The sequence below is a fragment of the Micromonospora sp. NPDC049102 genome, from assembly GCF_043197485.1.
In the GTDB taxonomy this organism is placed as follows: Bacteria; Actinomycetota; Actinomycetes; order Mycobacteriales; family Micromonosporaceae; genus Micromonospora.
This window is the reverse complement of record NZ_JBICTE010000003.1, coordinates 249,091-269,815: the sequence shown is the minus strand read 5'-3', so window position 1 is coordinate 269,815 and position 20,725 is coordinate 249,091. Positions and strand designations below refer to the sequence as shown.

19 protein-coding genes and 1 pseudogene are annotated in these 20,725 nt (G+C 72.3%); 5 read left to right on the top strand and 15 right to left on the bottom strand.

The window, feature by feature from the left end; translation table 11 throughout:
- Positions 1-18 precede the first annotated feature (18 nt).
- The 4 genes from ACGFH9_RS05885 to ACGFH9_RS05870 are packed head-to-tail and all read right to left on the bottom strand — an operon-like array spanning position 19 to position 4,725.
- Positions 19-1,599 (bottom strand): uroporphyrinogen-III synthase, encoded by a 1,581-nt coding sequence (locus ACGFH9_RS05885; RefSeq protein ID WP_355245016.1) that lies wholly within the window; start codon positions 1,597-1,599, stop codon positions 19-21.
- Positions 1,596-2,564: a hydroxymethylbilane synthase gene (hemC, locus tag ACGFH9_RS05880; protein WP_393215891.1), complete on the bottom strand. Its 969-nt coding sequence runs from the start codon at positions 2,562-2,564 to the stop codon at positions 1,596-1,598. Before hemC ends, ACGFH9_RS05885 begins: the two co-directional genes overlap by 4 nt.
- Positions 2,561-3,958 (bottom strand): glutamyl-tRNA reductase, encoded by a 1,398-nt coding sequence (locus ACGFH9_RS05875; protein ID WP_393215888.1) that lies wholly within the window; start codon positions 3,956-3,958, stop codon positions 2,561-2,563. The genes hemC and ACGFH9_RS05875 overlap by 4 nt, the downstream gene beginning before the upstream one ends.
- The gene (locus ACGFH9_RS05870; RefSeq protein ID WP_355245007.1) at positions 3,955-4,725 is read right to left on the bottom strand and encodes a redox-sensing transcriptional repressor Rex; all 771 of its coding nucleotides are present in this window, start codon (positions 4,723-4,725) and stop codon (positions 3,955-3,957) included. The genes ACGFH9_RS05875 and ACGFH9_RS05870 overlap by 4 nt, the downstream gene beginning before the upstream one ends.
- Before the next feature lie 488 nt (positions 4,726-5,213).
- Between ACGFH9_RS05870 and ACGFH9_RS05865 the strand changes: the two genes are divergently transcribed.
- On the top strand, positions 5,214-6,515 hold the full coding sequence (locus tag ACGFH9_RS05865) for a sensor histidine kinase (RefSeq protein WP_393215885.1): 1,302 nt from the start codon (positions 5,214-5,216) through the stop codon (positions 6,513-6,515).
- 39 nt (positions 6,516-6,554) lie between these two features.
- A complete protein-coding gene (locus tag ACGFH9_RS05860) occupies positions 6,555-7,208 on the top strand; it encodes a response regulator transcription factor (protein ID WP_393215882.1) in 654 nt (217 codons plus the stop codon).
- Here the strand turns inward: ACGFH9_RS05860 and ACGFH9_RS05855 are convergent.
- Genes ACGFH9_RS05855 through ACGFH9_RS05845 form a run of 3 tightly spaced genes read right to left on the bottom strand, consistent with a single transcriptional unit; the run spans position 7,189 to position 9,747 of the window.
- Positions 7,189-7,854 carry an HAD family hydrolase gene (locus ACGFH9_RS05855; protein WP_393215879.1) on the bottom strand — a complete coding sequence of 222 codons (666 nt, stop codon included), beginning with the start codon at positions 7,852-7,854 and terminating at the stop codon, positions 7,189-7,191. The genes ACGFH9_RS05860 and ACGFH9_RS05855 overlap by 20 nt on opposite strands.
- A 17-nt stretch (positions 7,855-7,871) precedes the next feature.
- On the bottom strand, positions 7,872-8,126 hold the full coding sequence (locus ACGFH9_RS05850) for a glutaredoxin family protein (RefSeq protein WP_030329740.1): 255 nt from the start codon (positions 8,124-8,126) through the stop codon (positions 7,872-7,874).
- The gene (locus tag ACGFH9_RS05845) at positions 8,116-9,747 is read right to left on the bottom strand and encodes an AMP-binding protein (RefSeq protein WP_393215876.1); all 1,632 of its coding nucleotides are present in this window, start codon (positions 9,745-9,747) and stop codon (positions 8,116-8,118) included. The genes ACGFH9_RS05850 and ACGFH9_RS05845 overlap by 11 nt, the downstream gene beginning before the upstream one ends.
- A 576-nt stretch (positions 9,748-10,323) precedes the next feature.
- Between ACGFH9_RS05845 and ACGFH9_RS05840 the strand changes: the two genes are divergently transcribed.
- The 3 genes from ACGFH9_RS05840 (at position 10,324) to ACGFH9_RS05830 (ending at position 13,443) form a co-directional block, all read left to right on the top strand.
- Positions 10,324-11,277 carry an ECF subfamily RNA polymerase sigma factor, BldN family gene (locus tag ACGFH9_RS05840; RefSeq protein WP_393215873.1) on the top strand — a complete coding sequence of 318 codons (954 nt, stop codon included), beginning with the start codon at positions 10,324-10,326 and terminating at the stop codon, positions 11,275-11,277.
- Positions 11,278-11,555: 278 nt separating this feature from the next.
- Positions 11,556-12,443, top strand: coding sequence for a DUF5667 domain-containing protein (locus tag ACGFH9_RS05835; RefSeq protein ID WP_393215870.1), 888 nt, complete (start codon positions 11,556-11,558; stop codon positions 12,441-12,443).
- 124 nt (positions 12,444-12,567) lie between these two features.
- Complete coding sequence (locus tag ACGFH9_RS05830; RefSeq protein ID WP_393215867.1) at positions 12,568-13,443, top strand: HAD family hydrolase; 876 nt, start codon at positions 12,568-12,570, stop codon at positions 13,441-13,443.
- A gap of 1 nt (position 13,444) precedes the next feature.
- Here the strand turns inward: ACGFH9_RS05830 and ACGFH9_RS05825 are convergent, their stop codons facing one another.
- From ACGFH9_RS05825 to ACGFH9_RS05790, 8 genes and pseudogenes are all read right to left on the bottom strand, one after another.
- Positions 13,445-14,302 (bottom strand): lysophospholipid acyltransferase family protein, encoded by an 858-nt coding sequence (locus ACGFH9_RS05825; protein ID WP_393216001.1) that lies wholly within the window; start codon positions 14,300-14,302, stop codon positions 13,445-13,447.
- A 257-nt stretch (positions 14,303-14,559) separates the two neighbouring features.
- Positions 14,560-15,636, bottom strand: a complete 1,077-nt coding sequence (locus ACGFH9_RS05820) for an NAD-dependent epimerase/dehydratase family protein (RefSeq protein ID WP_393215864.1) — start codon at positions 15,634-15,636, stop codon at positions 14,560-14,562.
- A 122-nt stretch (positions 15,637-15,758) separates the two neighbouring features.
- Complete coding sequence (locus ACGFH9_RS05815) at positions 15,759-15,860, bottom strand: 30S ribosomal protein bS22 (RefSeq protein WP_007465623.1); 102 nt, start codon at positions 15,858-15,860, stop codon at positions 15,759-15,761.
- Between the two features lie 214 nt (positions 15,861-16,074).
- Positions 16,075-16,284, bottom strand: coding sequence for a helix-turn-helix domain-containing protein (locus ACGFH9_RS05810; RefSeq protein WP_007465625.1), 210 nt, complete (start codon positions 16,282-16,284; stop codon positions 16,075-16,077).
- Positions 16,285-16,485: 201 nt separating this feature from the next.
- Positions 16,486-17,670, bottom strand: a complete 1,185-nt coding sequence (locus ACGFH9_RS05805) for an ABC transporter permease (RefSeq protein WP_393215861.1) — start codon at positions 17,668-17,670, stop codon at positions 16,486-16,488.
- Positions 17,671-17,792: 122 nt separating this feature from the next.
- A pseudogene (locus tag ACGFH9_RS05800) lies at positions 17,793-18,641 on the bottom strand (ABC transporter ATP-binding protein); the annotation flags it as partial.
- The gene (locus tag ACGFH9_RS05795) at positions 18,638-20,020 is read right to left on the bottom strand and encodes an efflux RND transporter periplasmic adaptor subunit (protein WP_393215858.1); all 1,383 of its coding nucleotides are present in this window, start codon (positions 20,018-20,020) and stop codon (positions 18,638-18,640) included. The gene ACGFH9_RS05795 and the pseudogene ACGFH9_RS05800, both read right to left, overlap by 4 nt.
- 167 nt (positions 20,021-20,187) lie before the next feature.
- Positions 20,188-20,694 carry a hypothetical protein gene (locus ACGFH9_RS05790; RefSeq protein WP_393215855.1) on the bottom strand — a complete coding sequence of 169 codons (507 nt, stop codon included), beginning with the start codon at positions 20,692-20,694 and terminating at the stop codon, positions 20,188-20,190.
- Between the last annotated feature and the right edge of the window lie 31 nt (positions 20,695-20,725).

The window sequence follows — 20,725 nt, the reverse complement described above, 5'->3', positions numbered from 1 at the left end:
GGTCCTCCTGAACGACGACTACCGGAAGCGCAGGGCGGTCGGCCCCTGCACCTTCGAGCCACGACGCTGCTTGGCCGGCATGGCGGCCAGCTTCTCGCGCAGCTCGACGGCGTAGGCGGCGAGCGCCTCCACCAGGTCGGGCACCGAGGCGTGCGGCGGCTGGACGTCGACCCGAAGGCCGAACTCCGTCGCGGTCTCCGCCGTCTTGGGCCCAATCACGGCAACAACCGTGCGCGCGTGCGGCTTCCCGGCGATACCGACGAGGTTCCGCACGGTCGACGAAGACGTGAAGAGCACCGCGTCGAACCCGCCCGACTTGATCGCGTCCCGGATCTCGGCCGGCGGCGGCGCAGCCCGCACCGTCCGGTACGCGGTCACGTCGTCGACCTCCCAGCCGCGCTCGGTGAGCCCGGCGGCGAGCGTCTCGGTGGCGATGTCGGCGCGCGGCAGCAGCACCCGGCCGACCGGGTCGAGGATCTCGTCGTGCGGCGAGAACTCGGCCAGCAGCCCTTCGGAGGACTGTTCCCCGGCGGGGAGCAGCTCCGGCTGGATGCCGAACGCGCGGACCGCGTCCGCGGTCGCCTCGCCGATACAGGCGATCTTGACCCCGCCGAAGTGCCGGGCGTCCAGGCCGTGCTCGGCGAACTTCTCCCAGACCGCGCGTACGGCGTTGACCGAGGTGAAGATCACCCAGGCGTACCGGCCGTCGACAAGGCCCTTGACCGCCCGCTCCATCTGGGCCGGGGTGCGCGGCGGCTCGACCGCGATGGTCGGCACCTCGCACGGGATCGCCCCGTACGCCCGCAGCCGGGCACTCATCGCACCCGCCTGCTCCTTGGTACGGGGTACCAGCACCTTCCAGCCGTACAGCGGGCGGTTCTCCCACCAGCTCAGCTTGTCGCGCTGCCCGACCCCGACCCCGACGGTGAGCACCACCCGGCCGGTGAAGCCGAGCGCGGCGGCCACGAAGCTGTCCACGGTCGACGTGGTCGTGTACTGGGTCTCGCCGGTGCCGTCGCCGGTCACCCCGACGCCGGTGGTGCCGTCGACGCCGGCGGCCAGCAGCCCGTCCCGGACGGCGGCGAGGTCACCGGCGTCCACGGCGAGCGCGAGCGAACCTCGGCCGACGGCGGCGGCCAGCGCCTCGAAGTCCAGCACGCTGACGTCCTCGACGTCGGCGGCGGTACGTACGCCCGGCAGCGGAACCCCCGCGTAGGTGGCCACACCCTCGGCCTGGCCGACACCGGGCACCACCTCGAAGTGGGCGGCGGTACGGGCCACGGCCTGCACCTCCTTGACCACCGAGTCGTGGCCGAACGGGTCGCCGGCGACCAGGTGCACCGCGTTCAGCCCGGACCGGGCCGCGGAGATCAACACCTTCGCCACGTCTCCCGGCGCACCTTCGGCCGGGGTGAACTCGGCGTCGTCCCTGGCCTCGGCCCGGACGGCGGCGAGCAGCGACTCCGGGACTCCCCGGTCGTAGATCACCTGGTCGGCGTCGACCAGGGCGTCGTGCGCCCTGCGGGTCAGCAGACCTGGATCGCCGGGGCCCGCCCCGACGAACGCGATACGGCCGACGGGCTTACGGGTGCGGGTCATTCTGTGCTCCCAAATTGCTGGGTCCCCGGGCCGGTGTGTCCTTCGTGGCCGAGGATCGAGTCGGCGCCGAGTTCGAGGAGTTCGGCGGCGAGTGCCTTACCGATCTCCGCTGCGTCGGCGGGCGTTCCGGTGCGGGACAGCCGGAGGTCACGAGTGCCGTCCGGACTGATCACCGCCCCGCGCAGGTAGATCTCATCACCGGTCTCGCCTTCGGCAAGCTCGGCGTAGGCGGCGACGGGTGCGCTGCACCCGGCCTCCAGGGTTGCCAGAAACGCACGTTCCGCAGTGACCGCGGAGCGTGACGGTGCGTGGTCGAGCATTCCGAGCAGCTCGACCAGGTCCTGGTCGTCGACCCGGCACTCCACGGCCAGCGCGCCCTGGGCGGGCGCGGGCAGCATCAGCATCGGGTCCAGCGTCTCGGTGATCACGTCGACCCGACCGATCCGGGCCAGCCCGGCCCGGGCCAGGACGACGGCGTCGAGGTCGGCGTCGGGGCCGATCACCCGCGCCAGGCGGGTGTCGATGTTGCCGCGGATCGGGGTGACCTCCAGTTGCAGGCCGAGCGCCTGCAACTGGGCGATACGACGCAGCGCGCCGGTGCCCACCGTGGCGCCGGACGGCAGCTCGGCGAGCGTCCGGCCGTCGCGGGCGACCAGCGCGTCCCGAGGGTCCTGCCGCGCCGGGACCGCCGCGATGTGCAGCCCGCCCGCGGCGGCGGTGGGCAGGTCCTTGTACGAGTGCACCGCGAAGTCGATCGTCCCGGCGGTCAGCGCGTCGCGCAGCGCGGAGACGAACACTCCGACGCCGAGCCGGTGCACCGGCGCGCTGGAGCGGTCGCCCGCGGTGACCACCTCGACCAGCTCGACCTGGCGGCCGGTGGCGGCGGTCACCGCCTCGGCGACGTGGCCGGACTGGGCCATGGCCAGGGTGCTGCCCCGGGTGCCGAGGCGCAGGGGGGCGGTCAACGCGCACCTCCGGTGGGTGGGGTCGGTTCGGTGGCGTCGGTGCCGGACACCGGGGCGGTGTCCGGGAGCGTCATGCCGAGGTCGGGAGTCAGCACGTCCGGGACGGTGTCGACCGGCGAGGTCTGCGGCACCTCGAGGTCGAAGAGCTCACGCAGCAGCGCCGCGTACTGGTCACCACCGGGCTCGGCGGCGAGCTGGCGGACCTTGACGGTGGGTTGGTGCAGCAGCCGTTGCACCACCCGGTGCACCGTACGGGCCACCTCGGCGCGCAGGTCGTCGCCGAGGTCGGGGCGGCGCTGGGCCAGACGGCGCAGCTCGGCGGCGACGACGTCGTCGGCGCGACCCCGCAGCGCCGCCACGGTGGGTGCCACGTCGGCGCCGCGCAGCCAGGTGAGGAAGCCCTCCACCTCGCCGAGCACGATCCGTTCGACGGCGGCGGCATCCGCTGCGGCCGGGCCGTCGGCGAGCAGTGCCGCCATCCGGGCGATGTCGATCACCTCGACGCCGGGCAGGTCGGCGACGCCCTCCTCGACGTCGCGCGGAACGGCCAGGTCGAGCAGGATCAGCGGGCCCCGGACCGGGTCACGCTCGGCGAGCGCGGCGGTGACCACCGCCCGGGTGAGGACCGGTTCGGTGGACGCGGTGGCGGCCACTACGATGTCCACTGTGGAGAGCGTGGCGGCCAGCTCGGTCATCGGCGCGGCACTCGCCCCGTACGACTCGGCGAGCCGGACGGCCCGGTCGGCGCCCCGGTTGGTGACCGTGAGCGGCCCCGCACCCAGCCGGGACAGCGTGGCCACCCCGAGCGAACCCATCGCGCCGGCCCCGATCACCAGGGCCGGGTGGCCGACGAGGTCGCCGTCGAGGTGCCCGGCCGCCAGCTCCAGCGCGGCGGTCACCACGCTCTGGCCGGCCCGGTCGATGCCGGTCTCGGCGTGGGCCCGCTTTCCGACGCGCAGCGCCTGCTGCATCAGCTCGTGCAGCAGGCGGCCGGCGGAGTCGGCGCCGGTGGCCCAGTGGTACGCGTCCCGCAGTTGGCCGAGGATCTGCGCCTCGCCCACGACCATCGAGTCCAGCCCGGTGGCGACGCGGAAGACGTGGTCCACGGCGGCGGTGTCGTAGTGGACGTACAGGTGGTTGGCGAGCGCCGCCGGAGTGCTGTCGGCCTGCTCGGCCAGTACGGCGCAGATGTCGCCGAGCCCACCGTGGAAACCGGACACGGCGGCGTAGATCTCCACCCGGTTGCAGGTGGAGACGATCGCCGCCTCGCTCACGTACGGCTGCGCGACCAGGCGGTCCAGGGTGCGGGTGAGGTCGGCGGGGGGCACGGCCAGCTGCTCCAGCGTGGCGACCGGGGCGGTCCGGTAGGACGCGCCGACGACGAGCAGTTTCACGTGCCGATCGCCTCCTGGGTGTCGGTGGCCGCGAGCCCGCCGGGCAGGGCGGTGAGAGCGGACCCGCCGGTGGCGGGCAGCGCGGTCAGCGACGCCTTACGGTGCTCGTGGAAGGACAGGATCTGCAGCTCGATGGCGAGGTCGACCTTGCGCACGTCGACCCCCTCCGGGACAGAGAGTACGCAGGGCGCGAAGTTGAGGATGCTCGTCACGCCGACCGCGACCAGCTGATCGGCGACCCGCTGGGCGGCGGGGGCCGGGGTGGCGATCACGCCGATCGCGATGGACTCCTCCGCGGCGACCGCCGGCAGCTCGTCGACATGCCGGACAACCAGGCCGTTGATCTCTTCACCGACGCGGGAGGGATCGGCGTCGAGCAGTGCGGCGATCCGGAAGCCCCGGCTGGCGAACCCGTCGTAGCCGGCCAGAGCGTGACCGAGATTACCCACGCCGACCAGGGCCACCGCGCGACGCTGAGTGAGCCCGAGCACGTACTCGATCTGCTCGATCAGCAGCGCGACGTCGTAGCCGACCCCCCGGGTGCCGTACGAACCGAGGTGGGAGAGGTCTTTGCGGAGCTTGGCGGAATTGACCCCCGCAGCCGCCGAGAGACCTTCACTGGAGATCGTTTCGTGCCCTGCGTCGGCGAGATTGTGCAACGCGCGCAGGTATTCCGGGAGCCGAGCGACGGTCGCCTCGGGAAGATCCGGGAGCGCCGGTACGCCACCGGCGCGGCCGGGCGCACCTGACTGACGGTGCTGACTCATGAGACTCCGTGCGGTGCGATCCTCGGCCAACTCCGCTGGTCGACCGCTTATGGACTCCCGCTGGCGACCGAGGTTGCCGGCTGTGCTAGCAGGGCGCGTCGGAACTACAGAGTAGGCGCTTGTGAAGACGTGCACAAATCGCGATCTTGCCGCTCCGGGACACGACCCCACCTGCCCCTCCATTCCACAAGATCGATTGAGCACTCACCGCCCGCGCGATTATTGCTCAATCCCGACTTCTCTGACCAATCCCGCGCCCGTCCGGGCCCGCGCCTGCCCCGCCCCGCCCCGCCCCGCCCCGCCCCGCCCCGCGATCTTGCACTTTCTGTCGCCGCATAACGCTCACGTCAGGGCAGATCGTCAACAGCAATTGCAAGATCGGCGCGGAGAGGGGGGCGGGGAGAAGGGGGTGGGTGGGGGTAGCACTACTGGGGAGAGACCGGGCTTCGGGATGGGGGGCGGGGCGGCGACTGCCTAGCCTTTCTGCCATGACCGCCGTTGCCGCCACCAGCGACCGACACGCGCTGGCACGGAGTATTCCCCGCCAACTCTTCGTCGACTCCGGGTACGTGCTGCTCGGCCTCCCCCTGGCGGTGGCCAGCTTCGTCGTGCTCCTCGTCGGCCTCTCGCTGGGCATCGGCCTGATGGTCCCCGTGATCGGCCTGCCGATCCTCAGCGGCACCCTGTACGCCGCACGCGGGATGGCCGACATCGAGCGCCTGCGACTGCCCGCCGTGCTCCGGCAGCCCCGGGTGCGACCGCGCTACCGGCTGCCGGAGCCGGGCGCGAACGCCTGGCGGCGGATCTTCCTGCCGATGCGTGACGCACAGTCCTGGCTCGACCTGGCTCATGGACTCCTGCGGGTGATCGTGGCAGCGGTCACGTTCGTGGTGACCATGGCCTGGTGGGCCGCCACGATCGTGGAATCGCTCTACTGGACGTACGACTGGGCTCTGCCCCGCCCGTCCGACGGCGAGCAGGATCTGACGCAACTCCTCGGCCTGGGCGACTCGACCACCGCCCGGATCGGGCTGAACACCGCGATCGGGGTGTTCTTCCTCATCACGCTGCCGATCGTGGTCCGGGGCTGTGCGCTGCTCCAGGCCAGCTTCGCCAAGGCCCTGCTGACCGGTGTGGCCGAGATGCGGGACCGGATCACCGTGCTGGAGGAGCAGAAGCGGGCCGCCGTCTCCGCCGAGGCGTCCGCGCTGCGCCGGCTGGAGCGCGACATCCACGACGGGCCGCAGCAGCGCCTGGTCCGGCTGGCGATGGACCTCAGCCGAGCCCGGATGCAGCTCGCCTCCGACCCGGAGGAGGCCGGACGGACCATCGACGAGGCGGTGACCCAGACCCGGGAGACGCTTGCCGAACTGCGGGCGCTGTCCCGGGGCATCGCCCCACCGATCCTGGTGGACCGAGGTCTGCCCAGCGCGCTGGCCGCGCTCGCCGGCCGCGGGCTCATCCCCATCGAGCTTCAGGTCGACCAGCAGCTCGGTACGCGGGACGGTCGGCTCGACCCGGCGGTGGAGAACACCGCGTACTTCGTGGTGGCCGAGGCGCTGACCAACATCGCCAAGCACAGTCGGGCCACCGAGGCCATGGTCGTCGTGGCCCGTCAGGGCACCCACCTCCAGGTGCGGGTGGGCGACGACGGGCAGGGTGGCGCGCACCTGGCCAAGGGCCACGGGCTGGCCGGCATCGCCGACCGCATCCGGGCGGCCGGCGGTGAGCTGACCGTGGTCAGCCCGAACGGCGGCCCCACCGAGATCCGCACCGAGCTGCCGCTGTGACCACCGGAAGGCGACCCCGACGTGGTAGACACCACAGCCATGCGCATTGTGATCGCTGACGACGCCGTCCTGCTCCGGGAGGGGCTGGTACGGCTGCTGACCGAGAGCGGGCACGAGGTGGTGGCTGCCATCGGGGACGGCGACGCACTCGTCGAGGCGGTGGTCGAGCACCGGCCCGACGTGTCGATCGTCGACGTGCGGATGCCGCCGACCCACACCGACGAGGGGCTGCGGGCGGCGGTGCAGGCACGTCAACTGGTGCCGCGTACGCCGATCCTGGTGCTCTCCCAGTACGTCGAGGTGTCGTACGCCGATGATCTGCTCGCCACCACCGGCGGCGCCGGCGGCGGGATCGGCTACCTGCTCAAGGACCGGGTGGCGGCGATCGACGAGTTCCTGGACGCGCTGCGCCGGGTGGCGGCCGGCGGCACGGTGCTCGACCCGGAGGTGGTCGGCCAGCTCTTCGCCCGACGCCGCCGCGACGACCCGCTGCGCGAGTTGACGCCGCGTGAGCGGGAGGTGCTCGCGCTGATGGCCGAGGGTCGGTCGAACACGGCCATCGCCCGAGCGCTGGTGGTCAGCGACGGTGCGGTGGAGAAGCACGTGCGCAACATCTTCACCAAGCTCACCCTCCCGCCGGACACCGAGCAGCACCGGCGGGTGCTGGCGGTCCTCACCTACCTGCGGAACTGACCTCCCGGGCGGCCAGGGCCACCGCGTCGGTGAGCGTGTCGGCCACCGGGTGACCGGAGGCACGCAGCCGGGCAGGGTCGGTGAACCCCCCGGTGTAGAGCACCGCCCGACCGCCGACGGCGAGGGCCGCGTCCGCGTCGTCGATCGAGTCGCCGATCAGCACGACAGTGCTGCCGTCCACGCCCAGCTCGGCCAGGTGCCGCCGCAGCGACTCGGCCTTGCGGTCGCCGCCGACCGTGGCACGCAGCCCGTCGACCCGGGTGAAGTGGCCGGTCAACCCGTACGTGTGCACGGTGGGCACCAGCTCCTCGTGGAACCACATGGAGAGCAGGCTCTGGCTGCCCTTCCAGGCGGCCATCGCGGTCCGCGCGTCGGCGGCCAGTTCGCAGGTGGTCAATCCGCTGCGGTACGCCTGGTGGAAGATCTGGTCCAGCCGGCCGAAGGCGTCGTCGTCCACGGCCTGCCCGAGCACCTCGGCGTAGTAGTCGGCGATCGGCCGGCGGAACCGCGTCCGGTGCTCGTCGGCGGTGACCGTCGGCCCGCCCACGCTGGCGAACGCCGCGTTGGTGGCGGCCACCACCAGGCTGAGGTCGTTGAGCAGGGTGCCGTTCCAGTCCCAGACCAGGTGGGGGTGCGCAGAGGTCATCCGAGCACCCTAGGCCCTCAGAGCTGGGGCGTGGTCAGGTCCCGCAGCAGCCGGTCCTCCTCCACCCGCCAGTAGCCGTGCTCCTTGCCGTCGAGCATCACCACCGGCAGTCGGTCCCCGTACTCGCGTTCCAGCCCCTCGTCGCCGGTGACGTCCCACTCGACCCACTTGTCGCCGGTGACCGCCACCACCCGGTCGAGCGCTGCCTTGGCGTCGTCGCACAGGTGGCAGCCGGGTCGGGTGATCAGGGCGAGCCGGGCGTCAGTGGCCATCGGGTACCTCCGTGCGGGCGTCGTCGGCGGGTGCGGGCGGGCCGGCCGTGGTCGCTGGCCGGAGCTGGGTCTTTCGTACCTTGCCGATCGCCGAGTGGGGCAGTGCGTCGACGAACTCGACGGCGGTCGGGCACTTGAACCGGGCCAGGTTCCGTGCGCAGTGTGCGAGCAGTTCCTCACCGGTGACCGGCCGCCCCGGCGCCGGCACCACGTACGCCCGCACAGTCTCGCCGGTTCGCGGGTGCGGCACACCCAGTACCGCCGACTCGGCCACCCCGGGGTGCCCGGCGAGCACCAGCTCGACCTCGTGCGGATAGACGTTGAAGCCGTTCACCAGGATCAGCTCGCCGAGCCGGTCGACGAGAAAGAGGTCACCGTCGGCGTCGGCGTACGCGATGTCGCCGGTACCCCACCAGCCGTCGGCGTCCGGGCCGTCACGGCCGTCCGGCCAGTAGCCGTCGAAGAGGTTGGGGCCGCGTACGACGATCTGCCCCGGGTCGGTGCCCGGTGCGACGTCGGAGATGTCCATCTCGTCCGCGTCGTCGTCGGGGACCGCCTGCCCGTCGCGCCACAGGACCTCGGAGTCCGGCCCGACCAGGCGCAGCTCGACGCCGGGCAGCGGTCGACCGATCGAGCCGGCCTTGGCCGTCGGACCGACCAGCGTGGAGGTGAGCACCGACGCGGTCTCGGTCAGGCCGTACCCGACGTGCACCGGGTGGCCGGTCGCCGCGGTGAAGCGCGCAGCGACAGCGGGTTCCAGCGGTGCCGCGCCGCACACGGCCACCCGCACGGACGCGGTCGCCGCGCGGACCGCGTCGGCGTCGGCCCAGGCGAGGAACATCGACGGTACGCCGACCAGCACGCTGACCTGGTGCCGGGCGATCTCGGCGAGCCCCGCCGTCGGGTCGGGGTCGTCGAGCAGGACGCCCTCGGCGCCGTGCTGGACGACCGCGCCGAGCCCGGAGTTGAGCCCGTACGCGTGGAACAGCGGCAGGGCCAGCAGCACCCTGTCGTCCGGGCCGACCACCGGCGGCTCGATCGCGTCCACCTGTTCGTGGTTGGCCAGCAGCGCGCGGTGGGAGAGCATCGCGCCCTTCGGGCGGCCCTCGGTGCCGGACGTGTAGAGCAGTACGGCGAGGTCGTCGCCACCCCGGTGTGGGCGGAGGCTCGGCTCGGGCTGCGCGGCGCTCGGCGGGGTGGCGTGCACGGCGGTGAGCGCGGGCAGGTCGACGGCCACCTCGGCGACGAGGCCGCGGACCCGCTCGGTGCCGATCAGCAGCGATGCCCCGGAGTCGGCCAGGACGTGGCGCAGCTCCGGGGCGGTGAAGCCGGGATTGACCGGCACCGCGACCAGCCCGGCCCGCAGCGCGCCGAGCCAGCCGATCACGAAGTCGGGGGTGTTGGGCAGCGCGATCGCGACTCTCGGCGGCGTGGCGTCCGGTTCGGTGGGTGGCACGGCGGCGGCCAGGCCGTACGCGGCGGCGGTCACGGCGGTGTCCAGTTCGGACCAGCTGACGCGCCGGTCCCGCCAGTGCAGCGCGGGCCGGTCGCCGTGGTCGAGAGCCGCCCGGCGGACACGGTCGGCGAGGTTCGGCGGCGAGTCTGCCGGGGAGTCCTGCACGGTGGTCGAGTCTGGCACAGCGGCGGTCGACTGGCCACGTCCGACGGTGGTGTGCGCCGGCCCGTTCGGCGTCCCGTCAACGGGACACTTTCCGTGCCGTCGATGATCCGGTCCAGTCCGGCCGATGGGACGACCGGAGCACCCGGCCGCCGGCTCGGCCGGCTCGTCCCAGCGGGCGGCACGCACCCCTCGACCGATCGGTCGAACTGCCCTCCGACCTGGGCATCCATCCTGGAACACCGGGTCGGTCGAAAGTCAAACGCACACGACGGACAACCGGTCCGCCACCGGTGCGACACGGCGGGAAATACTTCCGCCCTGTGTAACGGACTTGCCACGCGCGGGTGACGTTGGCCCTATTATCACTCGGGTCGGCTCACCCCATTTGCCGTGAGTCGACACCCCTCAGCCCGAGGAGGCCCCCGTGCCTGTCAGCGCATTGGACCAGCACCTCAAGGGGAACTGCCGCCCGTCGGCACACCCCGGAACAGTCCTGCCCGACCGGTTGCCCGGTCGGTCCGCACCGACGACCCGCAAACCGGCGCGTCCGGCGACCACCGGGACGGGGGCTGCGCGGTGACCACCTTCGGATACGCGGAACGCCCCGTCGGCCTGACCGGCCAGACGCCCCGCTCGCAGGTCAACGAACGCCCGGCGACACGCGCGCCACTGGGTGACCCGCACGCCGCGATGCGCAGCGAGGGCCCTGCCCAGCGGACCCGCAACCGCCCGCACACCAACGAGCCTCCACCGAGACCGGCGGTGCCCGGTGGCAACGCGATGCCGGCCGGTGGACGTGTCGCCGCACCGACCCGACCGACGATGCCCTCGCAGGGGCGTCGGGCCGGCGACGTACCGGCGGCGACCACCGACCCGGCGGCGGGCGAGACGGCGGTGATCCCGGCGGTCCCGGCCGCCACCCCGACCACCCCGACGGGCTATCCGAGCCGACCGGACCCGTCCGACCCGGCCACCGAGGTCTGGACGCTCGTCGAGCGGGCGCAGGCCGGCGAGTCCGAGGCGTTCGGTCTCATCTACGACAGGTACGTGGACACCGTCTTCCGGTTCGTCTACTTCCGGGTCGGCAACCGCCAACTGGCCGAGGACCTGACGTCGGACACGTTCCTGCGCGCCCTCAAGCGGATCGGCAGCTTCACCTGGCAGGGCCGCGATCTCGGCGCCTGGCTGGTGACCATCGCCCGCAACCTGGTCGCCGACCACTTCAAGTCCGGCCGGTACCGGCTGGAGGTCACCACCGGGGACGTGCTCGACGCCGACCGTGAGGATCGGGGGCCCGAGGGCAGCCCGGAAGCCGCGGTGGTCGAACACATCACCAACGTCGCCCTGCTCACCGCCGTCAAGCAGCTCAACCCGGAGCAGCAGGAGTGCATCGTGCTCCGGTTCCTGCAGGGCTTCTCGGTGGCCGAGACGGCGCGGGCCATGGGAAAGAACGAGGGTGCCATCAAGGCTCTGCAATATCGGGCGGTCCGTGCGCTGGCACGGCTGCTGCCCGATGGCTTCCAGCCTTGATCCGCTGACGGGTCCGGCGTGGCTGATCACTGTCTGCGCAGCTCAGGGCGGCTCTCACCTGGTGATGCCGATCACTTTCTGTGATTTCCGCCCCGCCCGGCCCGTAACCCGTGCACGGTCCGCCGCGTTTCTCCGGGTGCGACCGGTGGATGTCCCGGCAGGCCCGGGGCACCGAGGTCCGCCCGGCACGCCGGACGGCGCCTCACCTCCGTGGTGTCACAACGCCGCCCGGTCGCTGGAGACTTCGGCGGCCGACCGGCCGTGACCAGCGAGAGGAGGTGCCTGCGGTGGATAACAACCTCTTCTCCCGTCGGCGCGCCGAGCGCTTCGCGCAACTTCTCGACGAGGCCAACGGCGGCCGGCGACACCATGTGCGGTCCCGGGTGGACAGTCAACTGGCGCCGCTCGTCGCGGTGGGCCAGCGACTCAGCGTCGATCCCCCCAGGGTCGAGGTGAGTCCCGACTTCCGCACCGGCCTGCGGGCGATGCTGCTCGCCACGGCCGAGCGCGAAGGAATCGGCACCGCCCCGGCGACAGCCGAGCCGGCCGCCTCGCGTCCGGCGGTCACGAGCCGTGGTTCGCTGCTGCCGGCGGTCACCGCCCGACGGGCCCGCGCCCGGGGAGCGATCCTGGTCGGCATCGCCGCCGGGGCAATCGCCGTCTCCGGCATCTCCGCCGCCAGCGAGAACGCCGTCCCCGGCGATGCGCTGTACGGCATGAAGCGGTCCACCGAGCGGGCCCAGCTCGCCCTGGCCAGCTCGGACATCAGCCGCGGCCAGCTCTTCCTGGACTTCGCCCGGACCCGACTCGGCGAGGCTGCCGAGCTGCGGGGTGACCGCATCGGTTACAGCGCCGTCCTCGACGACATGGACGCCGACACCCGCCAGGGCATTCGCCTGCTCACCGCCGCCGCCGTGCAGCGGGGCGAGCCGGCCAGCCTGGACACCGTCAACACGTTCGTCAGCAGTCAGCGCCGGGCGGTGAGCAACCTGCTCGACGGCGCCGACCGGGCCGACCGGGAACGGACCCGGCGGTCGCTGGCCCTGCTGGACAGCATCCGGGAACGCTCGGACTCGGTACGCGCAGCCATCGCGTGCGGCCTGCCGGCACCGACCGGCAGCGACACGCTCGGGCCCACCCCGACCACCTGCCCCGGCGCGCGCTGACCGCCACGCGGGACCGCACCACCGACCGGCCGCGGCGCAGTTTCCTGTGCCCGGCCGGTCGAGCGTGTGCTCCGGTTACCCTCGCTGGAGGCATCCTCGTAGCTGCGGAGGGAGGGCACGTCGCGTGGCGCGCAGCCGCAAGGTGACGGTCAGCACCGACGCACGGGGGCACACCGCCGGTTGGGCGGAGACCGAACTGGCGTCGGTGACCCCGCCCGCACCGGACCCGACCGCCGCCGCCTTCTTCGACGTCGACAACACGATGATGCAGGGCGCGTCGATCTACTGGTTCGCCCGGGGACTCGCCGCCCGGAACTACTTCACGACCGCCGACCTGGCCCGGTTCGCCTGGCAGCAGCTCCGTTTCCGGCTGCTCGCCCGCGAGCACTCGGGTGACATGTCCCAGGCGAAGGACGCCGCGCTGGCCTTCGTCGAGGGGTGGCGGGTGGACGACGTGGAACGACTCTCGCAAGAGATCTTCGACGAGCTGATGGCCCCCAGGATCTGGGCCGGCACCCGCCAGCTCGCCCAACGCCACCTGGACGCCGGCCAACGCGTGTGGCTGGTCAGCGCCGCCCCGGTGGAGATCGGACGGGTCATCGCCGCCCGACTCGGCCTGACGGGCGCGATCGGCACGGTCGCGGAGGTGCGGGCCGGGGCGTACACCGGGCGGTTGGTGGGTGACCTCATGCACGGGCCCGCGAAGGCCGAGGCCGTCACCCAGCTCGCCGCCGTGGAGGGGCTGGATCTGCGCCGCTGCGCGGCGTACAGCGACTCGTCCAACGACCTGCCGCTGCTCTCCACGGTGGGTCGGGCGGTGGCGGTGAACCCGGACGGCACCCTGCTGCGGCGGGCCCGCCAGCAGGGCTGGGAGGTCCGGGACTTCCGGACCGGCCGACGGGCCGTCAAGATCGCCGTACCGTCGACGGCTGCGGCCGGTCTCGTCGCCGGCGCGGTCACCGCCGGCCTGGCCCTCCAGCGTCGCCGCCGGGCCGGCTGACTCAGGGGCCGAACGGGTCAGGTCGCCGTTCGAGCAGCGTGTGCAGGGTCTGCTGGATGGTCTCGCGCACCTGGTCGGCGAGGTTGAAGACGACCAGCGGGTCGTCCGCCGAGTCGGTCAGGTGGGCGGTGGGGATCGGCGGGCAGAACTCGATCAGCCACTTGCTCGGCAGCGGCACCATGCCCAGTGGCCCGAGCCAGGGGAAGGTCGGCGTGACCGGGAAGTACGGCAGCTTGAGCAGTCGCGCGAGGGGCTTGATGTCGGCGAGCATCGGGTAGATCTCCTCGCCGCCGACGATGGCGACCGGAACGATCGGGGTGCCCGTCCGCAGCGCCGCCGACACGAAACCACCCCGGCCGAACCGTTGCAGCTTGTACCGGTCGGCGTAGAGCTTGCCGATGCCCTTGAACCCCTCGGGGAACACGCCGAGTAGTTCACCACCACCGAGCAGCCGCTCGGCGTCCGGATTACAGGCCACAGTGGTACCGGTCTTACGAGCGATCTCCGACACCACCGGCATCCGGAACACCAGGTCGGCGCCGAGCAGGCGCAGGTAGCGGTGCGCCGGGTGCTTGTCGTGCAGGGCCGCCGACAGGATCAACGCGTCCAGCGCCACGGTGCCCGAGTGGTTGCCGACGACCAGGGCGGGCCCCTCGACGGGTACGTTCTCGACCCCGCTGACCTCGGTCCGGAACCAGTCCCGGTAGAGCAGCCGCAGCAGCGGATGGAAGACCGCGTCGGTCAGCTCCGGGTCGAAGCCGAACTCGTCGACCTCGTAGTCCCCGGCCAGGCGTCGGCGTAGGAACGCCAACCCGTTCGCCACCCGGCGGTCCCACTGGTCGCCGGGCCGATCCGCCACCGCCGGCCCGGTGCCACCACCGGAAGCCGGCGTGCTTGCGCCGTTCGGCTCGTCGGTCGCGGTGCTGTGGACCCCGCCGGCGGCCGTATCCGCCGGACCGTCGGTCGGCGTGTCGACCTCGTCACCGGCCGTCGCGGCGGGCGCGAGGCGGGCCGCCGGGCGATGGCCGTTGCGCCGCGCCGGCTCCGCGTCCGGCACGGGCGGAACCGGCGGTACGTCGAAACGCCCGATCCCCTGCGGATCGTGGCCCTGTCCGGTCACGACGTCCGCTCCCGCACCGCGGCACGGACCTGTCGGATGCCGTCCAGGACCAACTGCTCAGCCGCCGCCAACTGACCTCGGCTGAGCACCGCCCCACCGTGGTGGGCGCGGATGAAGTCCTCGAACGCCTCGGCCGTGGAGCGGGGAGTGAAGCCGTACTCCTGCTCGAGACGCGTCGTGTCGACGACCCGACCGTGCACGAAGAGGTCGACCTGGTCCAGGCCGTAGCGGCCGAACCCCATGGTGCGGGCCAGGGCCGCGGCGCTGGAGAGACCCGGTTCGAGCACCGGCACGGCCACCCGGCCGGCCCGCCGGATCGCCTGGGACAGCGACAGCACTCCCGGACCGGCGACGTTGTACGTGCCCGGATGGTCCTGGACGATCGACCGGTGCAGCACCTCCAACGCGTCGTCGACGTGCAGGAACTGCAGGCGGGGGTCGCGGCCGAAGACGGTCGGCACGAACGGCTGCGCGAAGTAGCGCGTCAGGGTCGTGTCGGCGGTGGAGCCGATGAACGGGGCGAAGCGCAGCACCGTCGCGGTCACGTCGGGTCGCCGACGGCGGAAGCCACGGACGTACCCCTCGACGTCGAGGATGTCGCGGCCGAAACCGCCGCGCGGCACCTCGCGCGGCTCGGTCTCCTCGGTGAACACCGCCGGGTCGCGGAACGACACCCCGTACGCGGCGGTCGACGACCGGACCACGACCTTGCGCAGCCGGGGCGCCCGCTGGCAGGCGGCGAGCAACTGCATGGTGCCGATGACGTTCTGGTCCTTCATGGCCGACCGGCCACCGTGCTGCGGGTCGGGGGAACTCATCAACGCGAGGTGGACCACCGCGTCGACGTCCAGGTCGGCGAGGAGCCCACCGAGCGAACCCGGGTCGACGCGGATGCGCTCGACCCGATCCAGCAGATCGGTGAGCTCGGCGGCCGGCTCCGGCGCGTCCACGCCGATGACCCGTTCGATGCGCGGGTCGGCCGCCAACCGGGCCGCAACGTGGGCGCCCAGGTAACGACCGACTCCGGTGACGACGACGACCCCCGGCGCACCTGTGGTGCTACCGGGGGTCATCTGACGCACCTACGCCGACAGGCCGGATCGAGCCGGGACGACCACGGCCAGATCACCTGAGCCTCCGGAGATCGACAGTTAGGCAAGTGACGCCGAGTTGCCGGGCGAACGCCCGGCAACGGTCACTTGCCGAGACGGCGACGCTGGACGCGGGTCTTGCGCAGCAGCTTGCGGTGCTTCTTCTTAGCCATGCGCTTACGGCGCTTCTTGACCACCGAGCCCATACGACAGCCTTTCGATACAACGTGCGGGGCGGGCCGGATGACACCACGCAGGTGGCGACGGCGACCGCATGCGGACAACGGACCGGACCGGTCTGGGCGGCGGGGCGCACCGGTGGGGTCTCGGTCGCGCTCCAGGGTAGCCGGAGAGCGTCAGCAGGACCAACGCGCCCCCGCCCATGCCGCCCACCGGGCGTCCGATCGGCCGATCGGTGGCTCAGGCGGTTTCCTGAAAAGCGCCCCGCAGATATTCGTGCACCGCGTGCTCGGGCACCCGGAACGACCGGCCCACCCGGACCGCGGTGAGCTCACCGCTGTGCACGAGGCGATAGACGGTCATCTTCGACACCCGCATGACCGTCGCCACCTCCGCGACGGTCAGGAACTTGACCTCCGACAGCCGTCCGTCGGACTGCGACCCGGCCATGGCTCACCGACCCATCCCATGCCCGGCGCGTGCCAACCCGACGGATGCTCCGGGCCGGGCGGCGACGCGCGTGTTACCAGTACGGTAGCGGGACGGCTGTGACCGGCGCGATCCCTTCGTACAACTGATCATGTTTCGGTGGCTCGTTCACCCGATCCGGCCTGCCGTTTATCTCCCCGGCTGCGTCCGCCGTCCGATTGCTCACTCGGCGCGCAGCGCCACCACCGGATCGAGTCGGCCGGCGCGCTGCGCGGGGACCACACCGAAGACGATCCCCACCGCCGCCGACACACCGAAGGCCAGCGCCAACGACCACCAGGTGATCGCCGCGGGGATCGGTGACAGCGCGTCCACCAGCAGGGCGGTCCCCACACCCAGCGCCATCCCGGTCAACCCACCGATGGTGGTGAGCAGCACCGCCTCCAGCAGGAACTGCACGCCGATGTCGCGGGGTCGCGCGCCGACCGCCTTGCGCAGCCCGATCTCGCGGGTCCGCTCGCGGACGCTGACCAGCATGATGTTGGAGACGCCGACGCCGCCGACGAGCAGGGAGATGCCGGCGATGGCGGCGAGCACGCCGGTGAGCACGCCGAGGATGTCGCCGAGCACGCCGAGGATCTGCTGCTGCGTGACCGCACTGAACTCGGTGTCCGGGTGTCGGCGGTTGAGTTCGGCGACGATGCGCTCGCCCAACTCGTCGATCCGCTCCCGGTCGGGTGCCTTGACCGCGATGCCGTCCACCCGCTGGGTGCCCCAGAGGCGCTGCGCGGCGGTCACCGGTACGTGCACCTCGTCGTCCCGGTCGACGCCGAGACTCTGCCCGAGGGGCGCGAACACGCCGATGACCCGGAATCGAACGCCAGCGAGGGTCACCTGCTGACCGAGGGGATCGCGGTCGGGGAACAGCGCGCGTGCCACCGAGTCGCCGAGCACCGCGACGCGTCGGCTGGTGTCCACGTCCGCGCCGGTGAGGTAGCGCCCCCGGGCCAGCGTCCGGGTGAACACCGTCGGCGTGGTCTCCAGCACGCCCTGGACGGTGGTGAAGTCGGAGCGCGCGCCGGCCCGTGCGGTCGCTCCCGAGGCGACGGTGACCGCGACCCGTTCGGGATCACCGACGACGCGGGAGACCGCGTCCGCGTCCTTGAGCGTCAACGGGGAGACCACCGGCGCGGTGCCCACCTCGATCTTGCCGGGGACGACCAGCAGCAGGTTGGAGCCGAGCCCTTCGACCTGTTGCTCCACCTTCTGTTTGGTGCCGGTGCCGATGGCGACCAGCAGCACCACCGACGCCACCCCGATGATCACGCCGAGCATGGTGAGCGAGCTGCGCAGCCGGTTGGCGCGCAGGGCGTCCAGGGCGACCCGCCACGCCTCGGCGACCCTCACGCCACACCGTCCCCGGGCTCACGCGTGTCGGCCTCCGCGCGGTACGGGCCGGGCTCGTCGGCCTCCGCGCGGTGCCGGCCGGGGTCGTGGTCGTCGGCCTCCGCGCGGCGCGGGTCGGGCTCGTGCGGAAGGCGTCCGGTGGCTCCGGCGGCGCCACCGGAGCCACCGGACGGGTGCCCCGGGCCGTTTCCGGACACGGACCGGGGCTCCGCGCTGGGAGCGGGGACCAGTGTCTCAGGTCGACCGTGGTCGACGGACGGCGGTCGATCATGCCGTTCGGCAGCGCTGTCCGCCACCACCACACCGTCGCGCATGGTGATGCGACGCGCGGCCCGCGCCGCCACCTCCTGGTCGTGGGTGACCATCACCAACGCCACGCCGGACTCCGCGTTCAGCCGCTCCAACAGTTCCAGGACCGCCGCGCCGGTCACACTGTCCAGATTGCCGGTCGGCTCGTCGGCCAGCAGCACGGTCGGCTCGGTGACCAGCGCGCGGGCGATGGCGACCCGCTGCTGCTCGCCACCGGACATCTGGTTGGGCCGGTGGTCCAGCCGGTGCCCGAGGCCGACGCGGCCCAGCATGGCCGCCGCCCGGTCCCGGCGCTGCCGGGCCGACATTCCCCGGTAGACCAGCGGCAACGCCACGTTCTCCACCGCCGAGGTACGCGGCAGCAGGTGGAAGGCCTGGAAGACGAAGCCGATCGTCTCGTTGCGCAGGGCGGCCATCTCCGGCGGGGAGAGGGCGTTGACGTCCCGCCCGCCGAGCACCAACCGACCGCCCGTCGGCCGGTCGAGTCCGCCCAGCAGGTGCATGAGCGTGGACTTGCCCGAGCCGGACGGCCCGACCAGCGCCACGTAGTCGCCCGGCTGCACGGTCAACGAGACCCCGCGCAGCGCCTCGACCGACACCCCGTCGAGCTGGTAGGTGCGCGACACGTCCACCGCCTCGATGGCCGGCGGGGTGTCGCTCACCGCACCTCCTGGCCGTCGCGCACCTGGTCGGTGCCGCGTACCACGATCCGGTCGCCGGCCTGCACCCCGTTGAGGATCTGCACCAGGTCGGACCCCTGGACACCCACGGTCACGGCCGCCCGGTCGGCCTTTCCGTCGCGGACCACCCAGACGGCGTCCCGGCCGTCGGAGGAGAAGACCGCCGAGGCCGGGACGGTCACCGCGTCGGCGGCCTCGCGTACGCGCAGGTGCACGATCGCGTTCATGCCGGGGCGGGGTGTCGGGGCCGGCTCGTCCTCGGCCAGCTTCCCCGCGCCCAGCGCGAGGCGTACGCGGTAGGTGACGCCGCCCTGCGCGGAGCTGGTGGGGAGCACGTCGACCGAACGGACCGTGGCGTCGTAGCTGGCACCGGTGACGGCGTCCAGCTCGACGGTGGCGGTCACGCCGGGCTTGACCAGCAGCACGTCGGTCTCGTCCACGTCGGCGAGCAGGCCGAGCTGCCCGGTGTCCACGACGGTCAGCACCGGTGTGCCGGCGGCGACCTGAGCGCCGACCACGACGGCGTCGTCGACCCCGGCCGGCGGGCCGGCCGGTGCGGGAGCCAGCGCGGACGGGTCGATCCCGGCGCCACCGGCCTGCTCCAACAGCCCGGCCAGACCGCCGCTGGTACCGCCGCCGGCCCGGGTGCCACCCGGCTGCACCACTCCGCCGATCGGGGCGCGCAGGGTCAGCGCGTCGACTGTCGCCTTGGCCAGGTCGTACGCCTGCTGGGCCTGGAGCCGTTGGGCCGCGGACAGCGAGCTGACGGCGGAGTTCAGCCCGCTGATCCCCCGCTGCACCGCCCGGACCGCCTGGTCGGCGCTGCGCGCGGCGGCGGCGTACTGCCGCTGGGCGGACGTCACCTGGGCCAGCAGCGCGTCCCGTAGCTGCTGGTCGGCGATCTTCTCGGCGGCCTTGCGGGCGGCGTCGAACGCCTCGTCGGCAGCCTTGTCGGTGCCCCGCCGACTGCTGGACAGGTTGCCGGTGGAGACGCCCCGGCCGGCGCGCTTGGCGGCGTCCAGCGCCTCCTTCGCCTGCCGCAGGCGGGCCTGGGCCGACGGGGACGCGACCACGGCGAGCACCTGGCCGCGCTTCACCCGGTGTCCAGGCTGGACACGCAGGCTGGCGAGGGTGCCGTCGGCGGGTGCGGTGAGGCTGGCGGCGGCGCGGGCCGTCACCGTCGCCGGAGCGTCGATCACCTCGCTGACCGGGTTACGGGCGGCCGAGGCGAGCGCGACCGGCGGTTGGTCGTCACCGCAGGAGGCGGCGGTGGTGGCGGTGAGGACGGCGACGGCGGTCAGGGCGATGAGCAGGCGGGGCCGCGTGGCGCTTGCGGGCCGCGGCAGGTCGGGGCGGCGCACCCCGCCATGCTACGGAAGTGCCCAGAAGTTCGCCTCCCTCGAATCACGCGATCGCGAGCCGCCACCGCTCCTCTCATAACGACGTGAAGAGACGGCGACGGCGCGACCCATCATGAGCTGAATTCAATAAGGGCCGCACCGCCGCTGCACCACTATCACCACTGGAGCTACAGAGGTCGGTGGCAGTCTTCCGTCTGCATCTCGACCACAATTTCATGCTGAACCAGATTGCGCGGATCAATATACAGAGGGCGACCTGGCCCAATAGAGCAAAACGTTACATTTCCTGTAAAAAGATCAGGTTCCAGCAGGATTGGCGACACCGATATATATGCCGCGACCTGAATTCCAGGCAGCTTAGTGCGCTGCTCGAAGAGCGCAGCCCAAGCAAAAGCGACCCCTCGGCGCAGGAGCAGCGGTATGGAGCTTGCATTTCTTTCCGAGATGTCTTCGTCCGGGATGCCTCTACCATTGACGGCAGCTTCGTAGTCAACTAATTCGTTGAAGAGATCGCGTCGGCCATAGTAGCTCTCGTAGAAATCCGTTAGGACGACAGCATCATCAACGACGCTCCAGCCAGCAGCGAGCACAGATTCAACACCTGGAGGCAGATCACGTCGAGAAACCCCCCGCACGAGATCATCACCTGCTATCCGCACCGCCTCCGCGCTCATCCATACCACGAGCATTTCCCCTTAGTCCGTT

Excerpts from the sequence above, each read along its gene's own strand:
- ACGFH9_RS05850 (WP_030329740.1), bottom strand. The coding sequence starts at position 8,126 with ATGGCCACTGACGCCCGGCTCGCCCTGATCACCCGACCCGGCTGCCAC.
- ACGFH9_RS05820 (WP_393215864.1), bottom strand. The coding sequence starts at position 15,636 with ATGACCCCCGGTAGCACCACAGGTGCGCCGGGGGTCGTCGTCGTCACC.
- ACGFH9_RS05790 (WP_393215855.1), bottom strand. The coding sequence starts at position 20,694 with ATGAGCGCGGAGGCGGTGCGGATAGCAGGTGATGATCTCGTGCGGGGG.
- ACGFH9_RS05885 (WP_355245016.1), bottom strand. The coding sequence starts at position 1,599 with ATGACCCGCACCCGTAAGCCCGTCGGCCGTATCGCGTTCGTCGGGGCG.
- ACGFH9_RS05870 (WP_355245007.1), bottom strand. The coding sequence starts at position 4,725 with ATGAGTCAGCACCGTCAGTCAGGTGCGCCCGGCCGCGCCGGTGGCGTA.
- ACGFH9_RS05855 (WP_393215879.1), bottom strand. The coding sequence starts at position 7,854 with ATGACCTCTGCGCACCCCCACCTGGTCTGGGACTGGAACGGCACCCTG.
- ACGFH9_RS05810 (WP_007465625.1), bottom strand. The coding sequence starts at position 16,284 with ATGGCCGGGTCGCAGTCCGACGGACGGCTGTCGGAGGTCAAGTTCCTG.
- ACGFH9_RS05865 (WP_393215885.1), top strand. The coding sequence starts at position 5,214 with ATGACCGCCGTTGCCGCCACCAGCGACCGACACGCGCTGGCACGGAGT.
- ACGFH9_RS05860 (WP_393215882.1), top strand. The coding sequence starts at position 6,555 with ATGCGCATTGTGATCGCTGACGACGCCGTCCTGCTCCGGGAGGGGCTG.
- ACGFH9_RS05815 (WP_007465623.1), bottom strand. The coding sequence starts at position 15,860 with ATGGGCTCGGTGGTCAAGAAGCGCCGTAAGCGCATGGCTAAGAAGAAG.